Here is a 25,277-nt window from a genome sequence, read left to right as displayed (position 1 = left end):
AGAATCTCAAAAAACGGTCTCAAAATCCAGATTATTTTACTCTTGCCATTTTGACGAATAAAAACATTTGATAATCAATTAATTAATATGTTTCTGAGTCAGCTTTTTTTAATTAACTACAAAAACTTCACCTATTCCACTGCAACAGAATCGTCACCACGACCATCTGCAACTGCATGAATATTTCCGTTGTCATCAATCAGAATCATTTCTGTTCTTCCGATCTGGTTCCATTTTTCAGACTTATATCCTAATTTTTCCAGATCCTTAATCGTGGTTTCAGGAAAATTCTTTTCAAAAGCAACCGTTTCGGGAAGCCATTGATGGTGAAATTTCGGAGCATTGACAGAAATATTAGCATTCTGCTTAAAATCGATCACATCAACAATAGCCTGATAAACAGAAGTAGGAATCGTCGTTCCTCCCGGAGTTCCGACTACCATGTAAGGTTTTCCGTTTTTCAGAACAATCGTTGGAGTCATCGAAGAAAGCATTCTTTTATTCGGCTGAATGGAATTGGCTTCTCCTCCAACCGCTCCAAACATATTCGGGACACCCGGTTTTATGGAAAAATCGTCCATTTCATTATTTAAGAAAAATCCTGCTCCCGAAACGACAACCTTACTTCCGTAATAACCATTCAAAGTAGTGGTTACTGCTGCTGCATTTCCATCCTTGTCAATCACTGAAATATGGGTCGTTTCTGTAGATTCTTTAGGTTGTTTGGTTATTTTCCCCACTTCCGCACTCGGAGTTGCTTTACTGAAACTGAAACTTTTCCATCGGTTTTTCAGATATTCGTCAGAAATCAGATAAGAAGTTTTATCCTGAATAAAATCGGGATCGCCCATATATTCCGCTCTGTCTGCATAGGCTCTTCTTTCGGCTTCCACCATCACCTGAACAGCCTGTGTAGAATTTTGCTGATATTTCTCAAGATTTTCATAACCTGCCATTTTCAGCATTTGCGCAAGAAGAAGTCCGCCGCTCGAAGGCAAAGGCATAGAAACCACCTGATTTCCTTTGTAATCAAATTCAAGTGCTTTTCTTTCGGCAACTTTATAGTTTTTAAGATCTTCCGAAGTAATAATTCCGTTGCCTTTTTTCATTTCAGAAACCAGAAGTTCAGCTGTTTTTCCTTCGTAAAAGCCTTTTAAACCTTGTTTCTGAATCAACTTTAACGTTTCAGCCAAATCCTTCTGAATCAGTACATCTCCTGCTTTCCACGGAATATCTTTAACAAAAACAATGGAAGACTGATTGTGCTTCTGGAAATTCTGTTTGTTGTTATTCAGTAAGTTAGCTTCCTGTTCGGTAATCGCAAAGCCTTTTTCAGCAAGATCTATGGCGGGCTGAATTAGTTTCTCCATCGGAAGTTTACAGTATTTTAAAGTGGCAAAAAAACCAGCCACACTTCCCGGAATTCCAACTGCTAATCTTCCGTTTTGGGAAAGATCTGTATTGGCTTTACCGTTTTTGTCTACGTACATATCGCGGCTTGCTTTCTTAGGTGCCGTTTCACGATAATCGATTGTAAATTTTTCGCCATTGTTTTTTACACCAACTAAAAATCCGCCTCCGCCGATGTTTCCTGCCTGAGGATAAACAACGGCAAGTGCATATTGTGTGGCAACAATAGCATCATATGCATTTCCTCCCATTTTCATCACTTTTGCTCCTGCTTCGCTCGCCAACGGATGCGCAGAAACAACCACTCCTTTATTTTTAACTTTCACCTCCTTCACAATAGTAATATCTGTGTATTGTGCTGAAATTGTGGTAGAAAATAAAATAAGTGAAACAATAATCTTTTTCATTTACAAAATTTATATTCGAATTTACGATTTTGTTTTAAGATAGGGTCTAAAATATTTACTTTTGCTTTCGATCAACAAATAAAAGTTAAAAATGAAATCCCACACGGAAAGAATACTTATTACAGGTGCTTTAGGACAGATCGGCACCGAGCTTACGAACAGACTTGTTGAAATTCACGGAGCAGAAAATGTTGTGGCTTCTGGACTTGACAGATGGCAAAAGGGAATTACTGCGGCAGGTCATTACGAAAGAATGGATGTTACCAATACCCAATTGGTAAGACAGGTAATTAAAGACTACGATATTACTACCGTTTATCATTTGGCTTCATTATTGTCGGGTACATCAGAAAAGCAGCCTATTTTCGCATGGAAGCTAAATCTAGAACCTCTGCTTCATTTTTGTGAAATGGCAAAAGAAGGACTTATCCAAAAAATTTTCTGGCCGAGTTCCATTGCGGTTTTTGGAAAAGGAATTCCTAAAGAAAATGTGGAGCAGGATGTGGTTTTAAATCCAACCACGGTTTACGGAATTTCTAAAATGGCGGGTGAGAAATGGTGCGAGTACTATTTTGATAAGCATGGAGTAGATGTAAGAAGCATCCGTTATCCGGGATTGATTTCATGGAAAACTCCTGCAGGTGGTGGAACTACAGATTATGCTGTTGAGATTTTTTATGAAGCCATTGAAGAAGGAAAATACACAAGTTTTATTTCCGAAAACACAGGAATGCCGATGTTGTATATGGATGATGCCATTAACGCAACCCTGAAATTAATGGATGCTCCAAAAGAAAATCTTACCGTAAGATCTTCTTATAATTTAGGCGGAATGTCTTTCACTCCAAAAGAACTGGCGGAAGAAATTAAGAAAGAAATTCCGGAATTCGAGATCGATTATAAACCGGATTTCAGACAGGCGATTGCAGATTCATGGCCAGCTTCAATTGATGACTCCGTAGCGAAAAAAGACTGGGGATTAAGCTATGATTTCGGGATTTCGGAGATGACTAAAGACATGATTAAAAATTTGAAAATCAAATTAGCTAAAAATTAATTTACTTCAATTTTTAATTTAAATAAGAATTATTTTAACATCTGATTTTTAATTTATTATAAAAATTATCTAAAATTTAGTTTAAATGATATTGTTCACATTTAACATTCTGAATATTGAAGCTGACTGCAAAAAACAGCAGTCTGTTTCCGATGAAGAAAGGCTGAAAATTTCAGAAGATAATACAAAAGCAATACTTAGAATTTTAGACATTCATGATGTTAAAGCAAGTTTCTTTGTAGAGATTTCGATCGCTCAGAAACTTCAGAATTTAATAAAAGCAATTTCATTCCAAGGGCATGAAATTGCTTTTTATAATAAAAATTCTACCCTTCCGGAAATTGAAAATGCTAAAAAATTTACTCAGGAATTTTTAGAAAAACAGATTCGCGGAATTCGTCAGAAAGACAATAAACTTCCACAGCAGGATTTAAAATTGCTGGAATTTAATTACGTTTCCAATATAGATAATGCCTACATTCTTTTTCCTTTTAAACGTCTGAAAAGAGATACGCAAATTAACGAGGAAGACGGATTGAGTATTGTTCCGGAAAGCATTTCTCCTTACAGTCAGCTTCCGTATAACGATTTTGTATTTCAGATGCTTCCGATGAAATATTATCAGAGCATGGTTTTCGAAACCCTGAAAAAGGATGATTTCGTTCTGATCTATCTTAATTCATGGCAGTTTACAGATTTTCAGAAGTATCCGTTTGATATTCCCTTTTACAGAAGGCTGAATTCAGGCAAAAAAATGGAGGACAAATTAGATGCCCTCCTGAGTTGGATCAACGAGAAAGAAATGGCTACTTCCCGTATGAAAGATTATATTTTTTAGGTTGCAGGAATTAGGTTGTACAGCTTAGCTAAAAACCTTAAACCAAAAACGCTGAACTTTAATTTTTTATGCCAGTTCAAAAAGCGTAATTTCCGGTAAAACTCCGACTCTTCCGGGATATCCCAAAACTCCGAAACCTCTGTTTACATACAGCATTTTTCCTTCGCTTTCGTATAAATCTGCCCATTTTGGATATTTATACTGAACAGGAGACCATTTTACGTTTTTCAGATCCAAACCAAACTGCATTCCGTGGGTGTGTCCTGAAAGCGTTAAATGAACATTTGCAGGGTGTTTTTTCACCACATAATCAAAATGGGTAGGATCGTGGCTCATTAAGATTTTAACGGCAGATTCCGGGACGCCTTTTAAGGCATCATCTAATCTTCCAAATTGCGGAAAAGGTTTCAGTCCCCAGTTTTCAACACCTAAAATGTATATTTTTTCTCCGTTTTTTTCAATGATTCTGTGTTCGTTCCGAAGCATATCAAAACCGGCCTGTCTTTCGTAATCAATTAAGGTGTCAAGATTTTTCTTTTTGGCTTCCGGAGAATCCCAGCTTACATAATCTGCATAATCATGGTTTCCAAGAACGGCAAACTTCCCGTCTTTTGCTTTGATTTTTGAAAACAGGGGAATGAAGGGTTTGAATTCTTCGGCTACATTATTTACCATGTCTCCCGTAAAAAGAACCAGATCAGGGTTTTGTTCGTTGATTAAGTCAATCGCATGCTGAAGCTTTCCCGGATCCGCAAAACTTCCACTGTGAACGTCTGAAATCTGTACGATTTTATATCCTTTAAAGCTTTTGGGAAGATTCGCGAAATTCATTCTTACTCTTCTTACTTTGTGGCGGTATTTTCCAAATGTAATTCCATCGATAAAAAGAGCTGAAAGAACGCCTCCCAAACCTAATCCCATGATGCTTAAAAACTTTCTTCTTTCCGGGAAAAAGTTCTCCGATGGTCGGGTAAGTCCGATAAGATAACTTCCGGTTCTGAAAATATCATCGATTAATAAAAACAAAACAATGAAAATTTTAGGCAGGATAAAAACGAGAAACAGGGAGATCATGATCTGCGCACGCATCATGCTTCGGTCGGCTCTGCTGAAGTGGGAAACTTCGTAAGCGAAAAAGCCGTAAACAGCCAGAGAAATGATACAATAGCCTATTTTGATCCAGTTATTGTCTGTTAATGTTCTGATCGCCTGGTAAATATAAATTTCCAGAAAAAGAAAAACTGCCGCAATGATAAAAAAGTTTCTTTGCATAACTAAGTGTAAAAAAAGCACAAAGAATTAATTTCCCTGTGCTTTTTTATATTTTAAATTAAATATTGTTAAGGAAATCTGTAAACGATAGCATTGATGTTCATTCCGGCACCTACCGAAGTCATTACAATGTTACCTTTTTCTTTAAACGATTGACCCTCCATTTTTCCTTTAATTATTAAATCAAACATGGTAGGAATTGTGGCTACGGAAGAGTTTCCGAAATCCTGAATCGTCATTGGAGAGATAGAATGGTCGTAATCTTTCACGTTATAAAGCTTGTGAAGCCTTTCGATCATCGCATAATCCATTTTTGCATTCGCCTGATGGATTAATATTTTGTTGATATCTTCGATGGAAAGACCTGCATCTTCAATAGTTTCTTTAATCGCAGCAGGAACGTTTTTCAACGCATATTCGTAGATTTTTCTTCCCTGCATTCTTACAAACAGACGAGTCTGGTCAGATTCTTTATTGATCGAAGGTCCGTTGGCAAGATAATCCAGTTCCACACCGTTATCACAAATTGTATTATGAGCAATGATTCCTACATTTTCCTGATCTGTAGCCTGTACCACAACAGCACCGGCTCCATCTGCGAAGATCATTCTGTTTCTGTCATGCGGATCTGTTACTCTGCTCAACGTTTCAGCGCCGATTACCAAAATAGTTTTAGCCACTTTAGCTTTAATTAAATTATCTGCTAAAATCATTGCTTCCACCCATCCCGGACATCCGAAAAGCATGTCGTAAGTAACACATTTTCTGTTTTTAATGCCCAGCTTGTTCTTTACTCTCGCTGCCATTGTTGGCATAAAATCTGCGTATCCGTTTACGGTAACCTCACCGAAATTGCTCGCATAAATGATATAATCCAGTTCCTCCTGATCTATTTTTGCATCTGCAATAGCAATTTTTGCAGCTTCGTAACCGATTTTTGAGTTGGAAAGATCATCTTCTATGAATCTTCTGTTTTCTATCTCTGTAATTTCTACAAATTTTGAGATCGTTTCCTCAGCAGGTTTGTCAATCTTCACCCCGTCTTCTGAATAAAACTCTGAATCTAGAAAAAAGTCTCTTCCTATAATTCTGCTGGGAAGATAAGATCCAGAACCAATAATGATCGTATTCGGCATTCGTTTATATGATTTTTTTTAAAGATGCAAAGTTAATAATTAATATTAATAACAGAGAATTAAAAATATTACTAAATTTGCAAAAATTGTACTTTACAATCTTATGAAAAACAATCCTTCCTTAAAAGGCTTACTTATTGCAGTTGTGGCGTTTATCGTAGCCTTTGGGATTTATTTCCTTTTTTTAGCCAAAAAAAATTACTACGTAGTAGACAATCCTACGCCAGATACATTTTACTACAAAATCAATAATGGTTCGGAAGGTGTAATCGCCGGAGGACAGACGGTTTCTGTAGACCTTAATCAGGGGAAAAATTCTATAAAAGTCTTCGACAGAAATAAAAAACTTTTGTTTGATTCAGCTTTTGAAGTAAAGAAAATAAGAGGTCTTATTAATATTGCTCATCAGGATTATTATATTAACGATCAGTATTATGGATATAATCTTAAAAAAGATTCATTACTTTTGGCATTGGATAAAACGATTATCGACGGAAAACCTTACTTTGGAGGCGCAAGACGTTTCAGTAAGCTGTTTACCGATGATTTTTATTATAATGTAGACGAAGATTATGATAAGATTATCAAAAATATCCAGAAGGTAGAATCGAGATCGAAGATCTTCAGAAAGCAGGATTACCTTAATTATTATAACGAATATTACAAGTTTTAAGTTTTGACAAAAGATATTACCAAAATTACGCCTTACAATACCGACGCTACGAAAAAGAGTCAGGTAGAAGATATGTTCGACAATATTGCACCGAAGTATGATCTTCTGAATCGTGTTTTATCCATGAAAATTGATGTCATGTGGAGAAATACGCTGGTGAAATGGATGAAAAAAGACAATCCGCAGGAAGTGCTGGATGTGGCTACAGGAACAGGAGATCTGGCTATTGCAGTGGAAAAAGGAACCGGCTCTAAAGTAATTGGTTTAGATTTATCGCAACAAATGTTAAATGTTGGCGTTATTAAAATAAAAAAACTTAAATTAGACGGCAAAATTTCCATGCAAAAAGGAGATGCGGAGAAGTTACTCTATGAAGATAACAGATTTGACGCGGTTTCCGTTGCATTCGGAGTAAGGAATTTTGAAAACCTTACCAAAGGTTTGGCAGAATTAAGAAGAGTAGTTAAAGATAACAAGAGTGTTTATATACTGGAGTTTTCAAAGGTTGAAGGGTTTATGGGACCATTGTATATGTTTTACTTTAAAAACATTTTACCTGCAATTGGCAGACTGGTTTCCAAAGATAACAGGGCGTATACATACCTTCCGGATTCTGTAAATGCTTTTCCTTATGGGGAAAAGATGAGACAAATTCTTTTAGATACAGGATTTAAAAAAGTTGAATATAAAAAACTAAGTTTAGGTATAGCCACAATTTATAAAGCAACAAAGTAACCTATGAATAAATTTTTATTAAGAGCACTGGTTTTAGCCTCAGTAAATGTTGCAGTTTTAGCAAACGCGCAATTCAGAACCCGAAACAGAATGGATAAGTTGGAAGACTTTGACGAGCAGAAATTCAGTTGGGGTTTTTATTTAAGTGGTAACAGACTAGACTACCGTATTGTTCTCAATCCAAGATATGGGATGTATAACAATCAGAATCTTGTTACATCTAAAGAAAGCTATAGTTTCGGTGCAGGTTTAATTGCAAAATGGAGGCTGAATGACTTCTTGGACGTAAGATTGGAACCGGGGTTACAATTTGGGCAGAGACAGCTTACTTTCAATACGCAGACCAACGACCAGTATGCTGCAGGTACTTTGACGAACGATCCTTTTATCCCGATGAAATTAACGGATAAAGACAGAATAAGAGATATTAAAACTACTTTAATAGACATTCCTGTATTGTTGGAATTCCACGGAAACAGATGGTACAACTCCAGACCTTACGTTGCAACCGGGGTAAACTACATCGTAAACCTTCAGTCTAATGCAACTTCTACAGACGACAATATGCAGCAGGTTTTCAGATCTACTACGCATAACTTTGCATGGTCTGCAGAAATGGGAATTCAGTTTTATTTCAATAAATTTAAACTGACTCCTGCCGTAAGAGGAACTTTCATCATGAACAATGAGATTGTAGCAGATAATGCAACAACGCCTCCTTACTGGACGTCTGCAATGTCTACATTACAGACAAGAGCAATCTTCTTTGTACTGAAATTCGAATAAAAATTTACTATAAAATAGATCAGGGAGATACATTTTGTGTCTCCTTTTTTGTTTCAGGGCAAAATATAGACCGTTTTATTTTTGTTAGTATTAATATTTTGTTATTTTTGCTAATAGTTAGAATATACAAAACCTGAAATGCTTCAAGATTTAGAAAACAATTTTTCAGAATTAGAAAAAAAGATTTTGCAGTTACAGAAAAATTACAAAAATCTTAGTGAAAGATTCTCGGAATTAAATGTTGAGCATGAAGAACTGAAGAAGAAATACGATGAGGAAAGAAGAAAAAATCAGGTATTAGCAGAAGAACAAAAAAATATAAAACTTTATTCAGCAATATCAGGAAATCCTGAACATAACCGACTGATGAAAAACCACATCAACAGGTTGGTAAAAGAAATAGATTTCTGCATTGCGCAGCTTCAAAACAGTGGATTATAATGGAGGTAAGAAGAATAACCATTAATATAGCCGGAAGAGTATATCCGCTGAACGTACCGGCAGCAGAAGAAGAAACTTTGCGTAAAGTCGGGAAGCAGATAGAGAATATGATTAAAGATTTTGAACAGAATTTCGATGTGAGAGACAAACAGGATGCTTTGGCGATGTGCGCCCTGAAATTGGGAACCAATGCCGAAGTAGTGTCTGCGAACTACGATAAAACAATACAATCTACCAACGAAAGATTAGTAAAAATTAATCAGTCGTTGAATAATGAAACAGGGAAATAGATTTTTTTCCCGAAAAAGCTGCCTACAATAATTCTAACACATTAAAGGTAAACTCAACGCTAAACAATTACCGAACAAATGTCCATTGAATGGCGTGCCGGTTCTCCGGATTACAGACAATGGAAATCAGTTCAAATCGTGTTGATTAGGAGTTTACTCTCAATCTCTGGATTATTGTGGGCTTTTTTATGTAAAATAATTAAAAGAATATGAATACAATTAAAACTCAATATAAATTATGATAGAAGTTATAATCGGCGTTGTTTGTTTACTAATCGGTGCTGCTGCAGGGATGTTTTTCTCCAAAAGCTCATTGAATACCAAAGCAAAATTTATTATAGATGATGCACAGAAAAATGCCGAAAACCTTATAGAAAAAGCCAATGTACAGGCTGAATCCATAAAGAAAGAAAAGAATCTTCAGGCAAAAGAAAAATTCCTTGAACTGAAATCTCAGCACGACGCAGACATTCAGGCAAGAGAAAAGAAAATGCAGGAAGTAGAAAAAAGAATCAAGGATAAGGAGCACAAGCTGAACGATGAGCTTAGCAAAACCGGAAAACTTGAAAAAGATCTGGACAAGCAGATTGCTGATTATGCTAAAAAAACAGAAATTTTAGAAAGAAAACAGCAGGAATTGGATGTTGCAACCGCTAAAAAAGTTGAAATTTTAGAAAAAATTGCCAACTACACTGCGGAAGAAGCAAAAGCAGAATTGGTAGAAACCATGAAGGCGGAAGCGAAAACAAGAGCTCAGGCGCACGTTCAGAGCATTATGGAAGAAGCGCAGCTTAATGCAAAAAGCGAAGCAAGAAAAATCGTTATCCAGACCATTCAGAGAATCGGAACAGAACAGGCAATCGAAAATTCAGTTTCTGTATTCAACATCGAATCGGATGAGGTAAAAGGAAGAATCATTGGTAGAGAAGGTAGAAATATCCGCGCTCTGGAAGCCGTTACAGGAGTGGAAATTATTGTAGACGATACTCCGGAAGCAATTCTTCTTTCATGCTTCGATCCGGTAAGAAGAGAAATCGCAAGATTATCCCTTCACAGATTGGTAACAGACGGAAGAATTCACCCTGCAAGAATCGAAGAAGTTGTTGAAAAAACAAGAAAGCAAATCGAGGAGGAAATTATTGAAGTAGGAAAAAGAACGATTATCGATTTAGGAATCCACGGATTACACCCTGAATTAATTAAAATCGTTGGTAGAATGAAATACCGTTCTTCTTACGGACAAAACCTGTTACAGCACTCAAGAGAAGTGGCGAATATCGCGGCGACAATGGCGGCTGAATTAGGCTTAAATGTAAAATTAGCAAAAAGAGCAGGTCTGTTACACGATATCGGTAAAGTTCCGGAGCAGGAATCTGAACTTCCTCACGCTTTATTAGGTATGCAATGGGCGGAAAAATACGGTGAAAATGCAGAAGTTGTAAATGCCATCGGAGCACACCACGACGAAGTGGAAATGACTTCACTATTGTCTCCGATCATTCAGGTTGCCGATGCAATCTCAGGAGCAAGACCGGGAGCAAGAAGACAGGTTCTGGAATCATACATCCAAAGACTGAAAGACCTTGAATCTGCAGCATTAAGTTTCGACGGAGTTTCTTCAGCTTATGCCATTCAGGCAGGGAGAGAGTTAAGAGTAATGGTAGAAAGCGGAAAAGTAAATGATGAAGTAGCTTCTCAGTTATCGTACGACATCTCAGAAAAAATTCAGAACGAACTTACTTATCCGGGACAGGTAAAAGTAACAGTAATCAGAGAAACGAGAGCTGTGAATATTGCGAGATAAGAATCAGAAAAAGATAATTCATAAAAACCTTTCAAGAAATTGGAAGGTTTTTTATTTTTAGCAAAAAAAATTAAACTATTTACAGAATAAACCGCAAAAGAGGCAAAAGATAATAATAAAGCAAATTTGCAAAATGATCAAAGTGCTCAAAAGAATAAAAATCAAAGATTTTTATAAACTATTGTGATCTTTTTCATTTATAATCAACACTTTGAATAAAAGTTTAGTTCATCTTTTGCTACTTTTGCGGTTAAATAAAAAGTTTAAACAGACTTAAAATTTAAAACTCCAAAATGCAAGAACTTTCCACCTCTTCGAAACTGAAGTACATTTTCTCTATTCCCGTTATCATTTCCGCGTTAGGCTACTTTGTAGATATCTACGATTTACTCTTATTCGGGATCGTAAGAATTCCAAGTTTAAAAGCTTTAGGGCTGAATCCTGATGTCGACGGAACGTTTATTCTTAATGCACAGATGATTGGTTTACTCTTGGGCGGAATTTTCTGGGGGATTTTCGGTGACAAAAAAGGAAGACTTTCCGTTTTATTCGGTTCTATTTTAGTCTATTCTTTGGCGAATATTGCGTGTGGATTTTTACCGTACTTCCCCAAAGATCATTTGGTGTATCAATATGCAGGATTAAGATTTATCGCAGGAATTGGATTAGCCGGAGAACTCGGAGCCGGAATTACCCTTGTTTCTGAAAGTCTGCCGAAGAATTTAAGAGCAATCGGAACATCTGTTGTTGCCGGTTTCGGATTAATGGGAGCTGTTGTAGCTCAGTTAACAGTAGAATTGGCGGGAGGATGGAATATTTCCTACATCATCGGAGGAGTTTTGGGAATTCTGCTTTTATTTCTCAGAATCAGTGTTTCCGAATCCGGAATTTATAAAACCATGGAACACCAGTCGGTTTCCAAAGGAAATTTTCTGTCGTTTTTCACCAATAAAGACCGTTTGATACGATATTTAAAATGCATAGCAATTGGATTGCCCACTTGGTTTTGTATCGGTATTCTGGCGGTTTTAGCCAATCAGTTTGCGCCTGAACTCGGAATTAAGGATCTTAATCCCGGAAAAGCAATAATGTGGGCTTATGTTGGGATTTCTGCCGGAGATTTGGCGAGCGGTTTTATCTCTCATTTTTTAAAATCCAGAAAAATGGCGATCTTTTATATGTTGGTTTTTACGATTGTCGGAGTTGCACTGATGCTTTTCGGAAATACCGATACCGAAACAAAATATTACATCTTCTGCGTATGGCTCGGATTGGGAACAGGATATTGGGCAATGTTTGTTACCTTGGCTGCGGAACAGTTCGGAACCAATATCAGAAACACCGCAACAACCACTGTTCCGAACATGGTTCGCGGATTGGTTCCCGTAATGATCTTCGCCTTTGATCTTTTCAAAAAAGATTTTTCGGTGATTATAAGCGCGGCAATTGTCGGACTCATTGTTTTCGGGCTGGCTTTCTACTCTTCATTAACGGTTTCAGAAACCCACGACAAGGATCTTGAATTTACAGAATAATTTCTGCTGTTTAAGAAATAATAATCTCAAATTTTCGTTATCAGTTTTAATAAGCTTAAGAGAATAAATAAATTATCAAAAATAATAGTAAATTATGCTTTGAATAATGAATATTTGTTTAACTTTGGCACGCAACTAAAACTAACGTTTAACATCAAAAATCACATTACAATGCAAAATTTTTTGAAAAAAGCAACAAAATTAAAAAAAGCCGATCTTAAAAACATTACTGGAGGCGTAAGCGGAACACCGGATCTTTCAAAATGCGGATGCAGTTGTTCAGGATCTGTAACAGGTCCGTTTTATTGTGTTCAGTACATTGCTTGTCCGCAGGTTTATACCTGCTACGAAGCTATATAAGAACTTATTTCAATTAGAAATAAACATTTCCACATTTAATACGCAAAAGCCTTTTGGGACCTTCCAAAAGGTTTTTGTAATGTATAAATGTCTGTCTTGCTGTAAAATATTTTGGAGCTTTATCTCGCTTTCCGCACTCGCTATTTTTGAGATTTGGCTGCGGTAGCGAAGCTGCCGCAGCCAAATCTCAAAAATGAGCTCAGACAATTGCTACAATCGAGGCTAGGATATCAGGATTTCTTACACAGATCAGTCAAAATTCAAAATATACAGCAGACTTCCGGTACTGATGAAAATCCACAGAAAAACAGCCAAAGCAAGAGGTTTAAAACCAATGGTCTTCAAAGTTTGTACAGACAGCGTAGAACCGATAAAAAACAACGTTAAGTTTAATCCTGCCTTCGCTCCAACTGTAATTCCGGAACCTAGCTGACTGAAAAAAGGAAAATACGTATTCAGCAAAATAGCCACAATAAAATAACCGATAAACCATGGAACTTTCACTTTAGATTCCTTGCTTTTAAAAATAAACATCGTGATAACAGAAACCGGAATAATCCACAATGCTCTGGCTAACTTTACCGTAGTAGCGATTTTAAGCGCTTCATTTCCGTATTTTCCTGCCGCTCCTACTACAGAACTCGTATCGTGAATTCCGACGGCGCACCATAACCCGAATTGTTCCTGTGTAAGATTCAGCAAATGACCGATGGGCGGATAAACAAACAGAGCAACAGAATTCAGCGTAAAAACAATAGCCAGAGCCAGTGAAATCTGCTTCGTGCTGGGTTTAATGATGGGAGAAGTTGCAGCAATGGCACTTCCGCCACAAATGGCGGTTCCCACAGAAATAAGATACGACAAAGGTCTTTCAAGCTTAAGGAATTTTCCGGCAAAATACCCCAGAATCATCACTGTAAAAATACTGATTACCGTTAGAATCAACCCCGATTTTCCCGCTTCAAGAGCCTCATCAAGCTTTAACCCGAATCCAAGACCTACAATAGAAATCTGCAACAGCAGATGAATATACCGGTGCAGAGTCTTTTCAAAAGGATTTCCGAGAAAAACCGCCAGTACAAATCCCAAAAGCAAAGCAACAGGCGAAGAAACAATAGGAGTGAGGCATACAACTGCCATTAAAATGAAGATTATTTTCTTTGATCTTTCATTGGAGATAAAGCTTTTCATTGATAGGAATTTTAAATTGATGGTTCAAAATTCCGACAATTATCATTACAAAGTAAATTGTATTTTGTTATACTGCATAACTTTAAGTTATAATTTTTGTTCAAACTAATTTTGAATTTAACCGCAAAAGATACAAAAGGCTGTAGGGGGATATTTTAAGTATTTCAAAATCTGCAAAGAAAAAAATCCAAAGATTTTTTTAACTCATGTGTTCTTTTTTTCATTAAGTATTAAACTTAAATGACTAAAGTGTTAAAATCTTTTGCACTAAAAAAGTGTAAACAGTTTTATAATTGGAAGCCGTTTAAATCTGATGGGTAAATTTTAAAAACAGGCGGATCAGTTCAGATTGTTCACCTTTGGGAAGAATAAAATGAAAATTTCTTTCAATACTGAAATTTTTAATATCAATAATCGTTAATTGATTGTTTTTCAATTCATTTAAAACCGTGCTGATCGAAAGAAACGCCAGAGCATCTGAATGCAAAAGATAATTTTTAATACTTTCGCTGCTTCCCAATTGTATGACAACATTCAGATTTTCAGCAATAATGCCTTTTTCCTTCAACCGATTCTGAATAAACTCCAGAGAACCGGAACCCTGTTCTCTTAAAATTAATTCTATTTCGTACAAATCCTTAACATTCAGAGTTTTATTGGCTAAAGAATGATTCGTTTTTGCAACCAGAACAATTTCATCCGCTTTAAACTTCTGATAATCAAAATAATTAGACTGAGATTCCCCTTCAATAATTCCGAGATCAATTTTTCCGTCTTTCAGCAGTTCGGAAATCATTTCTGTGTTGTACGTAGTCAGTTCAATTTTAATGTCTTTATAATAAGATTTGAATTTGGCTAAAATCTCCGGTAAAATATATTGGGCAACGGTTGTACTCGCTCCGATAATCAGTTTTCCCCGATGTTTCTGATTGATCTGATGGATTTCAAATTCCAAATCACGGTAAATATTTCTGATCTTTTCGGCATATTCAAACAAAATTTTTCCGCTTTGCGTCAGTTGAATAGAAGTTCCTTTTCTGTCAAATAGTTTAGTATTTAATTGATTTTCAATTTCTTTAATATGCTTTGTGACGGCAGGCTGCGAAATATTCAGTTCTTCCGAAGCTTTGGTAAAACTCGATCTGGAAGCAACGGTATGAAAAACTTTTAATCTGTAATCAAACATTGTGGTTGTTGGTTTTTAGTTGACGGTTGATGGTTTTTAATTAGAGTAAAATTACAGCTTTAATTGCTGACAAATATCAACCATCAACGACTCTACAAATCCGAGAAATTTTTATCATGAAGATGTTCAAATCTACTGTTTTTTGCTTCACCGATCTTTTGTTTTGTATAAATACTGTTATTTCCTGAAAATAAATAAGATACAATGCATGCAATCGCAACATAGATTCCGCATTCTGCTCCAAAAAGTTCAATTCCCATAAGCATACACGCAAGCGGAGTGTTGGTTGCGCCCGCAAAAACAGCCACAAATCCCATTCCGGCAAGTAAACCGAACGGAAGCGGAATAAATAATGACAATGCACTTCCCAATGTCGCTCCGATAAAGAAAAGGGGAGTAACTTCACCGCCTTTAAATCCTGCAGAAAGCGTAACGATGGTAAACATCATTTTAAAGGCAAAATCATAAAGCGGAAGCTGTTTTTCGAAAGATTCTACAATGGTTGGAATTCCAAGACCGATGTATCTTGTGGATCCCATTGCGAAAACGGCAACAGCAACAAGAATTCCGCCGATAACGGGACGAAGCGGAGGATATTTTATTTTAGATTTAAAAGCAGCACCCATAAAATGAATCATTTTGCTGAAAGCTGCCGCACAGATTCCAAAAATGATTCCTGCCAAAACACTATACAAAACAGGCAGAAACTCAATTTTTGGAATAAGATCGATATGATAATGTGTATGTTTTGCTTTCCACAAATTGGTGACAAGATCAGCCAAAACAGCCGAAGTGAAAGCCGGAAAAATAGCATTGTATCGAATTCTCCCGATCAGGAAAACTTCTAGCCCAAAAACCGCTCCGGCTAAAGGAGTTCCGAAAACCGAACCAAAACCTGCCGCAATAGCCGAAATCAGTAGAATTTTTCTGTCATTTTTATCAAGTTTCAGGATTTTCGTCAGTTGATCGGAAATTGCTCCCGCCATTTGAAGCGCCGTTCCTTCACGACCTGCAGAACCTCCGAAAAAATGCGTGACCATTGTTCCTAAATAAACAAAAGGTGCCATTTTAAAAGGAATGATTTCTTTTGGCTCCTGAATATTTTCGAGCAGCAAATTGTTTCCCGCTTCCACATCTTTTCCGAAATAATGATACAAAAGTCCCGTTAAAAATCCTCCAACAGGTAAAAATGCAATCAGCCAGAGATGATTTTCCCTGAAATCGGTTGCCCATTGCAGAGATTTTAAAAAGCCGGCAGAAGCGCTTCCGACTAAAATCCCGATAATAAGACTGATGAATAGCCATTTCAGAATGTAAGGAAGAGCCGGATATTTTCTGAAGAAAAAACCTGTGTAAAATTTTATTGTACGGCTTAAAGTTCGTTGATGTTGAGACATATTTTTCCTGATCAATTACTGTTAATAATCTTTTAATCAGGCGTCATCAGCTTTTGGAAAGCGGTTGGGTAAGGAAGAACACCATTTCCTTGTGTACTGCAAAGATAAAAATTATAAATCATTTTTCAGAAGATATTTCTGCTTTTAAATCTTTGTTTACAGAACCGTTAAAAATTCTAAAGAAAAGGCTTCATTTCATCCTCAATCTGAGTTCTCAGTTCCATTAGACGAATCGCATACTTTTCTTGCTGTTTTTCCTCTTCTGTTTCCGGAATCCATTTCGGAACGGGAAGTTTTTTTCCGTTTTCGTCTACGGCAACAAATACAATGATACAGTGTGTTTTTTTATCAAAATTCGGTTGTTTCAGGTTTCTGGAAAATACATTGATGGAAATATGCATACTCGATGAACCTGTGTAAATAACCTGCGCTTCCACTTTTACAATTTCCCCGATTTTGATGGGTTCGTAGAAACGGATTCCGCCAACATATACTGTTACGGAGTAATTTCCGCTCCAAGTTGTTGCGCAGGCATAACCCGCCTGATCAATCCATTTCATGACGCTCCCTCCATGTACATTTCCGCCGTAGTTGACGTCTGAAGGTTCTGAAATAAACTGAAAAGTGATCGGTTTGTTGTCCATTCTTTTTAAAATTTGAATAAAGGTATTTATAATTTTTAAAATTTTGGATTAAATCTTACTTTTGAAGAATGAAAATGTTAAAATTTTCTCTTAACCATCAAAATAAATCTCTCAATGAAAAAAGTATTTTACCTGAATACGTGTGGTACGTGTAAAAAAATAATGGCTGAGTTTGATCTTAAAGACTGGGAACTTCGGGAAATAAAAAAAACTCCTGTTACCAAAGAAGAGCTTGCAGAAATGTATGAAAAAACAAATTCTTATGAAGCACTGTTCAGTAAAAAGTCTACCCAGATCAAACAAAGGGATATAGATGTAAAATCTCTTTCGGAAAATGATTTTAAAGATTTGCTTCTGGATCATTATTCTTTTTTGAAACGTCCCGTTTTCATTACCGATGATAATATTTTTGTTGGAAATGAAAAGAAGAATGTGGAAGCTTTGCGGGAGTTTTTTGATATAAAATAAGTAATGGGTTTTGGTTTAGAAATTTATTTTGTTTTTGATATTGAAGAACCCCGAAAAGAATATTCGGAGTTGGTAAGCCATTATGATTTTGATCATAGAGACGGACTGAACATGATAATGTCGGGAGAAGATGTTTACGATGCAGGTGATAACGAAATGAGATTACTAAGACAAATAGAAAAAGTTTTAGAGATAGATTTAGGAATCTTGGATTTTTGGGAAGAATATGAAAAATTTATCGAAATAGAACCTTTACGATTGAAATTGATTGAATTGGAAACTGCATTGGTAAAAAATACTGATTTCTATAAGAAAATATGCTGGGGAAAAGACATCGAAGACAGATACCTAAAGAAGAATTTTGTAATGGATGTCCGTTTTTTAATTGAAAGATTAAACCTTAATATTAAAAACGGAGCTTCTAAGGTAAAGTATATTTCTTATTGATAAATAATAATTTTTAACGAATTCTTCCAAAACCTCACAGGTTTTTAAAACCTGTGAGGTTTTTTCGGTATACTAAAAATTGCAGGAAGTCTCAAACAATTTGCGTGAAGCGACTGCAACTGACGGAAGTCCTAAACAAAATCACTTTCAAAAATTAACTGTTATGTAATTCTGTAAAGCGGTTTTGATATGATCTTAAAAATAAATTTCTTTTTTCCAGACCATTATTATTCATCATTTTTAATTCGTCGTTCTGATGAAAAGGAAGGTTTTCGGAAAACTTTTCGGTGAATTTCTCCATTCCTGTACAATATTGATCTAGAAATTCATATTTTTCATTGACCGTAATTATTTCAAGACCGGATTGAGTTTGATCTTGCATAAAACGAATAGAGAACGAATTTACTTCTATAATATCTGAATATTTAATGTATTGTTTTGGCTTTGATTCTTTTTTGAAATAAAAACCTTCTGCTGTATAACTGAAAATTCCGTCTTCTGAATAAAGTCTGTTCATCTCTTTTTCTGTTGATTCATAATCTGTTGGGAAATTTCCCGTCATTATTTTTGCAATGGTAAAACAGAGCGTTGCAAAACAGCAGAAAATAATGAGATAAGAAATTCCTTCACTGTCAAAAACAGGATAGAAAATGTAAACTGCAATAAGTATGATGATACAGAGGAATACCATTTTTTTCATCAGAAAAAATTTTTGTAATAGTACGAAAAAATGTATTGCAATATAATTATTTTAGCCCGGATAGAAACGGCATCCTTTAGTTTTTTGCCGGAGCTTCGCTCCGGCAAAAAACTAAAGATAGAGTGGATAGCCGGAAACAGCTCCAAAAAATAACCGCCTCACAAATTCTGCAAGGCGGTTTTTATAGTTGTTAAAAAAACAATCAATTATACAAAAGGAGCTTTCACCACTTTTGCAGGAATGTTTTTATTTCTTACCTGAATGAAGATTTCAGAACCTAATTTAAAGTGAGGTTTATCTACGTACGCAAGACCTAAACCTACTTTTTTCATTGGAGACTGCGTTCCCGAAGTTACTTTTCCGATAACGTTTCCTTCTGCGTCTACAACAGGGTAGTCGTGTCTTGGAACCCCTTTGTCCGTTAATTCAAAACCTACTAATTTTCTGGTAACGCCTTCTTCTTTTTGCTTGGCAAATGTCTCTTTAGACACAAAATCTTTATCAAATTTTGTAATCCATCCCAAACCTGCCTCAATTGGTGAAGTCGTATCATCAATGTCGTTTCCGTAAAGGCAGAATCCTTTTTCCAGTCTCAATGTATCTCTGGAAGCCAGTCCGCAAGGAATAATTCCTTCTTCTGCACCCGCTTCAATAATAGCGTCCCAAAGTTTTTCGGCAGATTCGTTTTTAAAATAAATCTCAAAACCTCCGCTTCCGGTGTAGCCTGTATTGGAAATAATCACCTCACTTACTCCCGCTACAGAACCTACTGTAAAATGATAGTAAGGAATTTCAGAAAGGGTGGTTGCGGTTAATTTCTGAAGAATTTCAGTCGCTTTCGGTCCCTGAACTGCCAATAAAGACATTTCGTCTGAAGCATTCGTCATCTTTGCTCCGAAAGTATTGTATTTGGAGATATGATCCCAGTCTTTATCAATATTTGAAGCATTGACAACCACGAAATATTTGTCGTCTTCTATTTTGTAAACGATAAGATCGTCTACAATTCCTCCGTTTTCGTTCGGAAGACAAGAATACTGAGCTTTTCCGTTTTCCAGAGCATCTACATTGTTGGTGGTAACGTACTGTAAAAGTTCTTTGGAACCCACTCCTTCAATGAAAAACTGTCCCATATGAGACACATCGAACAGACCTGCTTTTTCTCTTACGGCAAAATGCTCTTCAGTAACTCCGGAATATTGTACAGGCATTTCAAAGCCTGCGAAAGGTACGATTTTAGCTCCCAAAGAAACGTGTTTGTCGTACAATGCTGTTTTCTTCATATTTAATTTTTATTTCTATTTCTTTATTTTAAAACTGTCGAAAGCCTCGTTGAAAAGCTTCATATAATTTCCGTTCCAGTACTTTTGTGTACAGTTGATGGTCACCAGAAACAAATCTCTGTCTTTCTGAAAAACTTTGGTGATCCAGTGCAGTTTTTCATGGTCATCATCATATTCGTAAAAATATTCTGTGTATCCTTTTTTTCCGCTTTTGCTTTTTATTTTCTTCTCGTCATCCGAAGACTTGTAAAGCGCGAGAATGAATTTTTTAGTTTCCGTTTTCGGAAGATTAAGATCGTGGTATTCTGAAATCGTAATGGCCCCAATCTCATTGCCCGGAAAAATATTGATGATATCGCTGTCGTTGGTTACTTTCCAGCCTTCCGGAAGCGTGATGGAATAATTGTCGTTTTCGTACACTTTCGTCGGGACAGACTGTGCAGAAAATAAAGATGCGGTTACAAAAGAAATGATAAGAAAAAACTTTTTCATCAGTGCAGATTATGTTTATATTCTTCGAGAATGATTTTAAACCATTCTGTAAAGTTATCAGGATTTTCAGAAATTTCTTGGTTGAGATTTTCGAGGGAAATGTAGCGTACTTCTTCCACTTCCTCTTTGTTTAAATAGAATTCACCTTCAAAAGTTCCTGTAAAAACATGATCAAGTTCGTGTTCCCAAAGCCCGTTTCCCACATCGGCTTTATAAATAAAATTAAATTTTTCTGAAAGCTCCACATCAATTCCCAACTCTTCTTTCACTCTTCTTTTGGCTCCTTCAAGATAAGTTTCTTCACTTCTCGGGTGCGAACAGACTGCATTGGTCCATTTCAGAGGAGAATGATATTTTCCGGAAGCCCTTTTCTGCAAAAGCATTTCGCCATTGCTGTTGAATAAAAAAACTGAAAAAGCGCGATGCAGTAAGCCGTTGATGTGCGCCTGCTGCTTTTCCATAAAGCCAAGAACTTTGTCTTCAGGATTTACTAAAACTACGAATTCTTCCATTCCTACAAATGTAAGTGTAATAAATGTATTTTGGAAATTTTTGGTGAAACATCATATTTTTTGATTTTTAACCTGATGTGTTTCCTTTATATTTAAGATTTTGAATGAAATACAGAGATTCAGATTTTACAAAAGAGAAAAATTTTAATTAAAATTGTAGTAAAAGCAAATTAATTATTGATATTATTCATTAAATAAATGTTTTTAACGTAAAAATTTAATATAAAGCAAGTTTAACAAGCCTTTTTGGTGCAAAAAATGTAACTTTGCAGTTCAAATTTTTATGATGGAATTAGAGTACATAGAACACATTAGTCCGATTCTTAAGGACGGCGTAAAAAACTATTTAATTGATATTGACGGAACCATTACAGAAGACGTTCCGAACGAAGAACCTGAAAGAATGGTTACCTGTGAGCCTTTTCCTGATGCTCTGGAAACCATCAACAAATGGTATGACGAAGGTCACCAGATTTGTTTTTTCACGTCAAGAACAGAAAACTTAAAGCAAATTACCATAGACTGGCTGGATAAGCACGGATTTAAATATCACAGTGTTTTATGCGGAAAACCAAGAGGCGGAAATTACCACTGGATCGACAATCATCTGGTACGAGCAACAAGATATAAAGGAAGATTTACAGACTTGGTTGAAAAACAGGTTACGATTGAAGTTTTCAAAGAAGACGAGTAAAAAAATAAGGAAAAAGATTAAACGATTAAATATTATGATAAATAGTTTTTAATCGTATTGATTTTCTCAAATATTAAATCTATAAAAGTTTTATGAAAGTTTTAGCAAACGACGGTTTGGATCAATCCGGTATTGATGCATTGAAAGAAAAAGGTTTTGAAGTAATTACGACAAAAGTTCCGCAGGAACAGTTGGTGGATTACATTAATGAGCACCAGATCCGTACGATTTTGGTACGCAGTGCAACACAGGTGAGAAAAGACATTATCGATAACTGTCCTTCCATCGAAATCATCGGAAGAGGTGGAGTAGGAATGGATAATATTGATGTGGATTATGCAAGAGAAAAAGGAATTCATGTGATCAATACCCCTTCTGCATCTTCAGAATCGGTTGCCGAGCTGGTTTTTGCACACCTGTTCTCAGGAGCAAGATTTTTACAGGATTCTAACAGAAAAATGCCTTTGGTAGGAGACACCGAATTTGCAGGTCTTAAAAAAGCGTATGCTGCAGGAATTGAGCTGAAAGGTAAAACCATCGGGATTGTCGGAATGGGAAGAATAGGGCAGGAAGTTGCTAAAATTGCTTTAGGTCTTGGAATGAGAGTAATTGCCGCAGATAATAATGTAGGAAAAGCAAGTATTAAAGTTAAGTTTTACAACAATCAGTTCATTAATGTGGATATTGAAACAGAACCGCTTCACGATGTTCTGAAACATTCAGATTTTATTACGCTTCACGTTCCGGCTCAGAAAGACGGTTATATGATCGGAAAAAATGAATTTGAAATGATGAAAGACGGAGTAGCCATTGTAAACTGTTCAAGAGGCGGAGTAATTGACGAAGCCGCTTTAATTGAAGCTTTGAATTCCGGAAAAGTGAAGTTTGCAGGTTTGGATGTATTCATTAACGAACCGACTCCTTCAAAGGAAATTTTAAATCATCCGAAAATCTCCATGACGCCGCATACAGGTGCATCTACCCTGGAAGCGCAGGACAGAATCGGGCTTTCTCTGGCAGAACAGATTTCAAGTATTTTACAGATTCAGTAATTTTTTTGATAAAATATAAAAGCTCCGGCGCAACAAAGTTGCGCCGGAGTCTTGTTTTATAACGAATTTTTTTAATTCTTCTTTTTCAGCTCATCACGGATTTCCGCAAGCAATTGTTCTGTTGCTGTAGGAGCAGCAGGAGCTTCCGGAGCGGCAGCTTCTTCTTTCTTCATTTTGTTAATGGCTTTTACCATAATAAATACAACAAGTGCCAGTAAAAGGAAATTAATGGCAACCGTAATAAAATTACCATACGCAAAAATAGCGGCATCAGGCGCAATCTCTTTCGCTTTGGCTAGAGTAGCTCCAGCCGGAATATTTTCAGCTCCTTTTCCCATTGCAAAATAGATACTGCTGAAATCCGGTTTTCCTACAATGGCAGCAACAATTGGCATAATTAAATCATCGATAACGCTGGTTACAATTTTTCCGAAAGCTCCACCGATGATGACACCGACAGCAAGATCGAAAGCATTACCCTTAATCGCAAACTCTTTAAATTCTTTTACAAATCCCATAATTTATATTTTTTTTAAGTATTATTTTCATAAAATATGGGTTTAAATTACAAAAAAAAAATATAAATTTTGCCTTTTCATAACTAAATATTAATCAAATATGATAAAATGTGAAAGTTTCTTAATTAAGAGATCCACATAATTCTTTTCAGAGCATTTAAAAATTCTTTTTCGTAAATTGCTTTTAATACAAAATACAATATTAAATATGAAAATTTTTACAGCGGAACAGATTCGAAACGGGGATGAATATACGATAAAAAATGAGCCTGTCTCTTCTGGTCAGCTAATGGAAAGAGCAGCACAATCCTGCGTTGACTGGATTTTTGAGAATTGTAAAAATCATAGAAATTTTGCGGTTTTTTGCGGTAAAGGAAACAATGGAGGCGATGGTTTTGCCATTGCGAGAATGCTTCATCTGAAAGGTTTTGATGTAGATGTTTTTACCAATACCAAAGCTAAATTTTCTTCGGATGCAGGAAATAATTTCAGGGAACTAAAAGAATTTTCGGGTGTTTTCATCAGAGAATTTAAAGAAGCAAAAGAGTATAGGTTTGATAACAGAACGGTAATTATCGATGCTCTTTTCGGAACCGGTTTATCTAAAAATATTGAAGGAGAATTTGAAGAACTGATCGATTTTCTGAACCTGAAAAGTAATCTTAAAATTTCTGTTGATACGCCTTCCGGACTTTTTGCAGATACTGTTTCTGCTGAAAATGCTACTATTTTTAAGGCAGATTATACATTGAGTTTTCAGTTCTGGAAAAAAACTTTTCTTCATCCCGAAACCGGAAAATATGCGGGGAAAGTAAAAGTTCTGGATATTAATATAAGTGAGGACTATATTACAGAAACAAAAACAGAAGATTTTGTTATTAATGAAGATATGATTAAAGATATTTTCAGACCGAGAAACGAGTTTTCTCACAAAGGAACTTACGGAAAAGTAATTATTGCAGGTGGAAGTTACGGAAAAATAGGTGCGGTGGTTCTTTCTGCAAAATCTGCCCTGAAATCAGGAGCCGGACTTACTTTTACACTGGCTCCAAAATGCGGTTATGAAGTTTTGCAGACCTCGAATCCGGAAGCCATGTTTATCGAAGGCGGAAATGATTTCATAGATCATTTTGAAAAGGATGATAATGCAGTTTACGGAATTGGTCCCGGTTTAGGAACAAACGAAGAGACCGTAAAAAGTTTTCTTACCTTTTTAAAAAATCATTCTAAGCCTTTGATTTTGGATGCCGATGCATTGAATATCATTTCACAGGATTCGAAAAATTTAAAGATAATTCCTGAAAATTCCATTATAACACCTCATCCGAAAGAGTTTGAAAGACTATTCGGAACTACCGAAAATTCTTTTGAAAGGGTAAAACTGGCTAAAAGTAAAGCCAAAGAACTTGGAATTTATATTGTTTTGAAAGATCATCATGCACAGGTCATCACGCCGGAAGGAGATGTTTTTTACAATATTACAGGAAATTCAGGACTGGCGAAAGGAGGAAGCGGAGATATTTTAACCGGAATAATCACCTCCTTTTTAGCACAGCATTACTCAGAAAAAGAAGCTGCAATTTTAGGAGTCTGGTTTCACGGCAGAGCCGCAGAATTTGCTTCTGAAAAGCACTCTAAAGAATCTGTTCTTCCCACCAATATTATTGATGAATTCGGAACTGTTTTCAAAGAACTGAATGCAAAAGTGGAAAGAGCATTATAATTCGAAGATTTTTTTTACGATAAAAAATAAAGGCAAGTCTGGATTACAAACTTGCCTTTTTATATTAAATCTGTTTAAAGTTTTTATTTAACCTCAAAAGATGCAAAAGATGAACAAAACGTTTATTTAAAGTTGGTGATTATAAGTAATAAGATCACAACAGTTTTTAAAAATCTTTGATTTTATTCATTTGAGCGCTTTTATTATTCTGGAAATTCGCTTTAAC

The 25,277-nt window shown here is 36.0% G+C and carries 27 protein-coding genes and 1 riboswitch; of the genes, 15 read left to right on the top strand and 12 right to left on the bottom strand.

Features of this window, described 5'->3' with window-relative positions; all coding sequences use genetic code 11:
• Positions 1–131 precede the first annotated feature (131 nt).
• Positions 132–1,817, bottom strand: coding sequence for a gamma-glutamyltransferase (ggt, locus tag QWT87_RS19815; protein WP_302718322.1), 1,686 nt, complete (start codon positions 1,815–1,817; stop codon positions 132–134).
• 91 nt (positions 1,818–1,908) lie between these two features.
• Between ggt and QWT87_RS19810 the strand changes: the two genes are divergently transcribed.
• Positions 1,909–2,874, top strand: a complete 966-nt coding sequence (locus tag QWT87_RS19810) for an NAD-dependent epimerase/dehydratase family protein (RefSeq protein ID WP_076393298.1) — start codon at positions 1,909–1,911, stop codon at positions 2,872–2,874.
• Between the two features lie 85 nt (positions 2,875–2,959).
• Positions 2,960–3,712, top strand: a complete 753-nt coding sequence (locus QWT87_RS19805; RefSeq protein ID WP_302718320.1) for a polysaccharide deacetylase family protein — start codon at positions 2,960–2,962, stop codon at positions 3,710–3,712.
• Between the two features lie 66 nt (positions 3,713–3,778).
• Here QWT87_RS19805 and QWT87_RS19800 read toward each other — a convergent pair whose 3' ends face one another.
• Positions 3,779–4,984, bottom strand: a complete 1,206-nt coding sequence (locus QWT87_RS19800; protein WP_076393302.1) for a metallophosphoesterase — start codon at positions 4,982–4,984, stop codon at positions 3,779–3,781.
• A 68-nt stretch (positions 4,985–5,052) separates the two neighbouring features.
• The gene (locus QWT87_RS19795) at positions 5,053–6,120 is read right to left on the bottom strand and encodes a 3-oxoacyl-ACP synthase III family protein (RefSeq protein WP_302718317.1); all 1,068 of its coding nucleotides are present in this window, start codon (positions 6,118–6,120) and stop codon (positions 5,053–5,055) included.
• A gap of 103 nt (positions 6,121–6,223) precedes the next feature.
• Here QWT87_RS19795 and QWT87_RS19790 point away from each other — a divergent pair, with 103 nt between their 5' ends.
• The 8 genes from QWT87_RS19790 (at position 6,224) to QWT87_RS19755 (ending at position 12,744) form a co-directional block, all read left to right on the top strand.
• Positions 6,224–6,793: a hypothetical protein gene (locus tag QWT87_RS19790; RefSeq protein WP_087710953.1), complete on the top strand. Its 570-nt coding sequence runs from the start codon at positions 6,224–6,226 to the stop codon at positions 6,791–6,793.
• A gap of 3 nt (positions 6,794–6,796) precedes the next feature.
• Positions 6,797–7,528, top strand: coding sequence for a bifunctional demethylmenaquinone methyltransferase/2-methoxy-6-polyprenyl-1,4-benzoquinol methylase UbiE (ubiE, locus tag QWT87_RS19785; protein WP_076393308.1), 732 nt, complete (start codon positions 6,797–6,799; stop codon positions 7,526–7,528).
• A gap of 3 nt (positions 7,529–7,531) precedes the next feature.
• The gene (porT, locus tag QWT87_RS19780; protein ID WP_087710951.1) at positions 7,532–8,314 is read left to right on the top strand and encodes a type IX secretion/gliding motility protein PorT/SprT; all 783 of its coding nucleotides are present in this window, start codon (positions 7,532–7,534) and stop codon (positions 8,312–8,314) included.
• Positions 8,315–8,452: 138 nt separating this feature from the next.
• Positions 8,453–8,755, top strand: coding sequence for a hypothetical protein (locus QWT87_RS19775; RefSeq protein WP_108409882.1), 303 nt, complete (start codon positions 8,453–8,455; stop codon positions 8,753–8,755).
• Positions 8,755–9,045, top strand: a complete 291-nt coding sequence (locus QWT87_RS19770) for a cell division protein ZapA (protein WP_087710949.1) — start codon at positions 8,755–8,757, stop codon at positions 9,043–9,045. Before QWT87_RS19775 ends, QWT87_RS19770 begins: the two co-directional genes overlap by 1 nt.
• A gap of 238 nt (positions 9,046–9,283) precedes the next feature.
• Positions 9,284–10,849, top strand: a complete 1,566-nt coding sequence (gene rny, locus QWT87_RS19765) for a ribonuclease Y (protein ID WP_185144408.1) — start codon at positions 9,284–9,286, stop codon at positions 10,847–10,849.
• A gap of 293 nt (positions 10,850–11,142) precedes the next feature.
• Complete coding sequence (locus tag QWT87_RS19760; RefSeq protein WP_302718311.1) at positions 11,143–12,384, top strand: MFS transporter; 1,242 nt, start codon at positions 11,143–11,145, stop codon at positions 12,382–12,384.
• Positions 12,385–12,555: 171 nt separating this feature from the next.
• Positions 12,556–12,744 carry a hypothetical protein gene (locus tag QWT87_RS19755; RefSeq protein ID WP_087710944.1) on the top strand — a complete coding sequence of 63 codons (189 nt, stop codon included), beginning with the start codon at positions 12,556–12,558 and terminating at the stop codon, positions 12,742–12,744.
• Between the two features lie 249 nt (positions 12,745–12,993).
• Here the strand turns inward: QWT87_RS19755 and QWT87_RS19750 are convergent, their stop codons facing one another.
• From QWT87_RS19750 to QWT87_RS19735, 4 genes are all read right to left on the bottom strand, one after another.
• On the bottom strand, positions 12,994–13,935 hold the full coding sequence (locus QWT87_RS19750; RefSeq protein ID WP_302718309.1) for a YeiH family protein: 942 nt from the start codon (positions 13,933–13,935) through the stop codon (positions 12,994–12,996).
• Between the two features lie 304 nt (positions 13,936–14,239).
• Complete coding sequence (locus tag QWT87_RS19745) at positions 14,240–15,121, bottom strand: LysR family transcriptional regulator (RefSeq protein WP_302718307.1); 882 nt, start codon at positions 15,119–15,121, stop codon at positions 14,240–14,242.
• 92 nt (positions 15,122–15,213) lie between these two features.
• On the bottom strand, positions 15,214–16,518 hold the full coding sequence (locus QWT87_RS19740) for a voltage-gated chloride channel family protein (protein ID WP_302718305.1): 1,305 nt from the start codon (positions 16,516–16,518) through the stop codon (positions 15,214–15,216).
• 30 nt (positions 16,519–16,548) lie between these two features.
• Positions 16,549–16,616: riboswitch (Fluoride riboswitch) on the bottom strand.
• Between the two features lie 78 nt (positions 16,617–16,694).
• Positions 16,695–17,162 carry an acyl-CoA thioesterase gene (locus QWT87_RS19735; protein ID WP_116098049.1) on the bottom strand — a complete coding sequence of 156 codons (468 nt, stop codon included), beginning with the start codon at positions 17,160–17,162 and terminating at the stop codon, positions 16,695–16,697.
• A 114-nt stretch (positions 17,163–17,276) separates the two neighbouring features.
• On the opposite strand from QWT87_RS19735, the gene QWT87_RS19730 reads away from it, so the two are divergent.
• Together QWT87_RS19730 and QWT87_RS19725 are read left to right on the top strand one after the other, a co-directional pair.
• Complete coding sequence (locus tag QWT87_RS19730; protein WP_302718302.1) at positions 17,277–17,630, top strand: arsenate reductase family protein; 354 nt, start codon at positions 17,277–17,279, stop codon at positions 17,628–17,630.
• A gap of 3 nt (positions 17,631–17,633) precedes the next feature.
• On the top strand, positions 17,634–18,077 hold the full coding sequence (locus QWT87_RS19725; protein ID WP_302718300.1) for a hypothetical protein: 444 nt from the start codon (positions 17,634–17,636) through the stop codon (positions 18,075–18,077).
• A gap of 154 nt (positions 18,078–18,231) precedes the next feature.
• On the opposite strand, the gene QWT87_RS19720 is transcribed toward QWT87_RS19725, so the two are convergent.
• The 4 genes from QWT87_RS19720 to idi form a co-directional block, all read right to left on the bottom strand.
• A complete protein-coding gene (locus QWT87_RS19720) occupies positions 18,232–18,777 on the bottom strand; it encodes a hypothetical protein (RefSeq protein ID WP_302718298.1) in 546 nt (181 codons plus the stop codon).
• Between the two features lie 206 nt (positions 18,778–18,983).
• The gene (gene gcvT, locus QWT87_RS19715; RefSeq protein ID WP_302718296.1) at positions 18,984–20,060 is read right to left on the bottom strand and encodes a glycine cleavage system aminomethyltransferase GcvT; all 1,077 of its coding nucleotides are present in this window, start codon (positions 20,058–20,060) and stop codon (positions 18,984–18,986) included.
• 15 nt (positions 20,061–20,075) lie between these two features.
• Positions 20,076–20,552 (bottom strand): hypothetical protein, encoded by a 477-nt coding sequence (locus QWT87_RS19710; protein WP_302718293.1) that lies wholly within the window; start codon positions 20,550–20,552, stop codon positions 20,076–20,078.
• Complete coding sequence (gene idi / locus QWT87_RS19705; protein ID WP_302718291.1) at positions 20,552–21,064, bottom strand: isopentenyl-diphosphate Delta-isomerase; 513 nt, start codon at positions 21,062–21,064, stop codon at positions 20,552–20,554. Before idi ends, QWT87_RS19710 begins: the two co-directional genes overlap by 1 nt.
• 286 nt (positions 21,065–21,350) lie before the next feature.
• Here idi and QWT87_RS19700 point away from each other — a divergent pair, with 286 nt between their 5' ends.
• Together QWT87_RS19700 and QWT87_RS19695 are read left to right on the top strand one after the other, a co-directional pair.
• Entirely contained in the window at positions 21,351–21,758 is a 408-nt protein-coding gene (locus QWT87_RS19700; RefSeq protein ID WP_076393358.1) for an LNS2 domain-containing protein, read from the top strand.
• A 92-nt stretch (positions 21,759–21,850) separates the two neighbouring features.
• Positions 21,851–22,810 carry a D-2-hydroxyacid dehydrogenase gene (locus tag QWT87_RS19695; RefSeq protein WP_185205960.1) on the top strand — a complete coding sequence of 320 codons (960 nt, stop codon included), beginning with the start codon at positions 21,851–21,853 and terminating at the stop codon, positions 22,808–22,810.
• A gap of 71 nt (positions 22,811–22,881) precedes the next feature.
• Here QWT87_RS19695 and mscL read toward each other — a convergent pair whose 3' ends face one another.
• On the bottom strand, positions 22,882–23,328 hold the full coding sequence (gene mscL / locus QWT87_RS19690; RefSeq protein WP_087710929.1) for a large conductance mechanosensitive channel protein MscL: 447 nt from the start codon (positions 23,326–23,328) through the stop codon (positions 22,882–22,884).
• A 208-nt stretch (positions 23,329–23,536) separates the two neighbouring features.
• Here mscL and QWT87_RS19685 point away from each other — a divergent pair, with 208 nt between their 5' ends.
• Entirely contained in the window at positions 23,537–25,051 is a 1,515-nt protein-coding gene (locus tag QWT87_RS19685) for an NAD(P)H-hydrate dehydratase (RefSeq protein WP_302718286.1), read from the top strand.
• Positions 25,052–25,277 lie beyond the last annotated feature (226 nt).

Source organism: Chryseobacterium urinae (genome assembly GCF_030518295.1).
GTDB classification, from domain to species: domain Bacteria; phylum Bacteroidota; class Bacteroidia; order Flavobacteriales; family Weeksellaceae; genus Chryseobacterium; species Chryseobacterium mucoviscidosis.
This window is presented reverse-complemented; position numbering and strand designations above follow the sequence as displayed.

Excerpts from the sequence above, each read along its gene's own strand:
- ggt (WP_302718322.1), bottom strand. The coding sequence starts at position 1,817 with ATGAAAAAGATTATTGTTTCACTTATTTTATTTTCTACCACAATTTCA.
- QWT87_RS19810 (WP_076393298.1), top strand. The coding sequence starts at position 1,909 with ATGAAATCCCACACGGAAAGAATACTTATTACAGGTGCTTTAGGACAG.
- QWT87_RS19805 (WP_302718320.1), top strand. The coding sequence starts at position 2,960 with ATGATATTGTTCACATTTAACATTCTGAATATTGAAGCTGACTGCAAA.
- QWT87_RS19800 (WP_076393302.1), bottom strand. The coding sequence starts at position 4,984 with ATGCAAAGAAACTTTTTTATCATTGCGGCAGTTTTTCTTTTTCTGGAA.
- QWT87_RS19795 (WP_302718317.1), bottom strand. The coding sequence starts at position 6,120 with ATGCCGAATACGATCATTATTGGTTCTGGATCTTATCTTCCCAGCAGA.
- QWT87_RS19790 (WP_087710953.1), top strand. The coding sequence starts at position 6,224 with ATGAAAAACAATCCTTCCTTAAAAGGCTTACTTATTGCAGTTGTGGCG.
- porT (WP_087710951.1), top strand. The coding sequence starts at position 7,532 with ATGAATAAATTTTTATTAAGAGCACTGGTTTTAGCCTCAGTAAATGTT.
- QWT87_RS19775 (WP_108409882.1), top strand. The coding sequence starts at position 8,453 with ATGCTTCAAGATTTAGAAAACAATTTTTCAGAATTAGAAAAAAAGATT.
- QWT87_RS19770 (WP_087710949.1), top strand. The coding sequence starts at position 8,755 with ATGGAGGTAAGAAGAATAACCATTAATATAGCCGGAAGAGTATATCCG.
- rny (WP_185144408.1), top strand. The coding sequence starts at position 9,284 with ATGATAGAAGTTATAATCGGCGTTGTTTGTTTACTAATCGGTGCTGCT.
- QWT87_RS19760 (WP_302718311.1), top strand. The coding sequence starts at position 11,143 with ATGCAAGAACTTTCCACCTCTTCGAAACTGAAGTACATTTTCTCTATT.
- QWT87_RS19755 (WP_087710944.1), top strand. The coding sequence starts at position 12,556 with ATGCAAAATTTTTTGAAAAAAGCAACAAAATTAAAAAAAGCCGATCTT.
- QWT87_RS19750 (WP_302718309.1), bottom strand. The coding sequence starts at position 13,935 with ATGAAAAGCTTTATCTCCAATGAAAGATCAAAGAAAATAATCTTCATT.
- QWT87_RS19745 (WP_302718307.1), bottom strand. The coding sequence starts at position 15,121 with ATGTTTGATTACAGATTAAAAGTTTTTCATACCGTTGCTTCCAGATCG.
- QWT87_RS19740 (WP_302718305.1), bottom strand. The coding sequence starts at position 16,518 with ATGTCTCAACATCAACGAACTTTAAGCCGTACAATAAAATTTTACACA.
- QWT87_RS19735 (WP_116098049.1), bottom strand. The coding sequence starts at position 17,162 with ATGGACAACAAACCGATCACTTTTCAGTTTATTTCAGAACCTTCAGAC.
- QWT87_RS19730 (WP_302718302.1), top strand. The coding sequence starts at position 17,277 with ATGAAAAAAGTATTTTACCTGAATACGTGTGGTACGTGTAAAAAAATA.
- QWT87_RS19725 (WP_302718300.1), top strand. The coding sequence starts at position 17,634 with ATGGGTTTTGGTTTAGAAATTTATTTTGTTTTTGATATTGAAGAACCC.
- QWT87_RS19720 (WP_302718298.1), bottom strand. The coding sequence starts at position 18,777 with ATGAAAAAAATGGTATTCCTCTGTATCATCATACTTATTGCAGTTTAC.
- gcvT (WP_302718296.1), bottom strand. The coding sequence starts at position 20,060 with ATGAAGAAAACAGCATTGTACGACAAACACGTTTCTTTGGGAGCTAAA.
- QWT87_RS19710 (WP_302718293.1), bottom strand. The coding sequence starts at position 20,552 with ATGAAAAAGTTTTTTCTTATCATTTCTTTTGTAACCGCATCTTTATTT.
- idi (WP_302718291.1), bottom strand. The coding sequence starts at position 21,064 with ATGGAAGAATTCGTAGTTTTAGTAAATCCTGAAGACAAAGTTCTTGGC.
- QWT87_RS19700 (WP_076393358.1), top strand. The coding sequence starts at position 21,351 with ATGGAATTAGAGTACATAGAACACATTAGTCCGATTCTTAAGGACGGC.
- QWT87_RS19695 (WP_185205960.1), top strand. The coding sequence starts at position 21,851 with ATGAAAGTTTTAGCAAACGACGGTTTGGATCAATCCGGTATTGATGCA.
- mscL (WP_087710929.1), bottom strand. The coding sequence starts at position 23,328 with ATGGGATTTGTAAAAGAATTTAAAGAGTTTGCGATTAAGGGTAATGCT.
- QWT87_RS19685 (WP_302718286.1), top strand. The coding sequence starts at position 23,537 with ATGAAAATTTTTACAGCGGAACAGATTCGAAACGGGGATGAATATACG.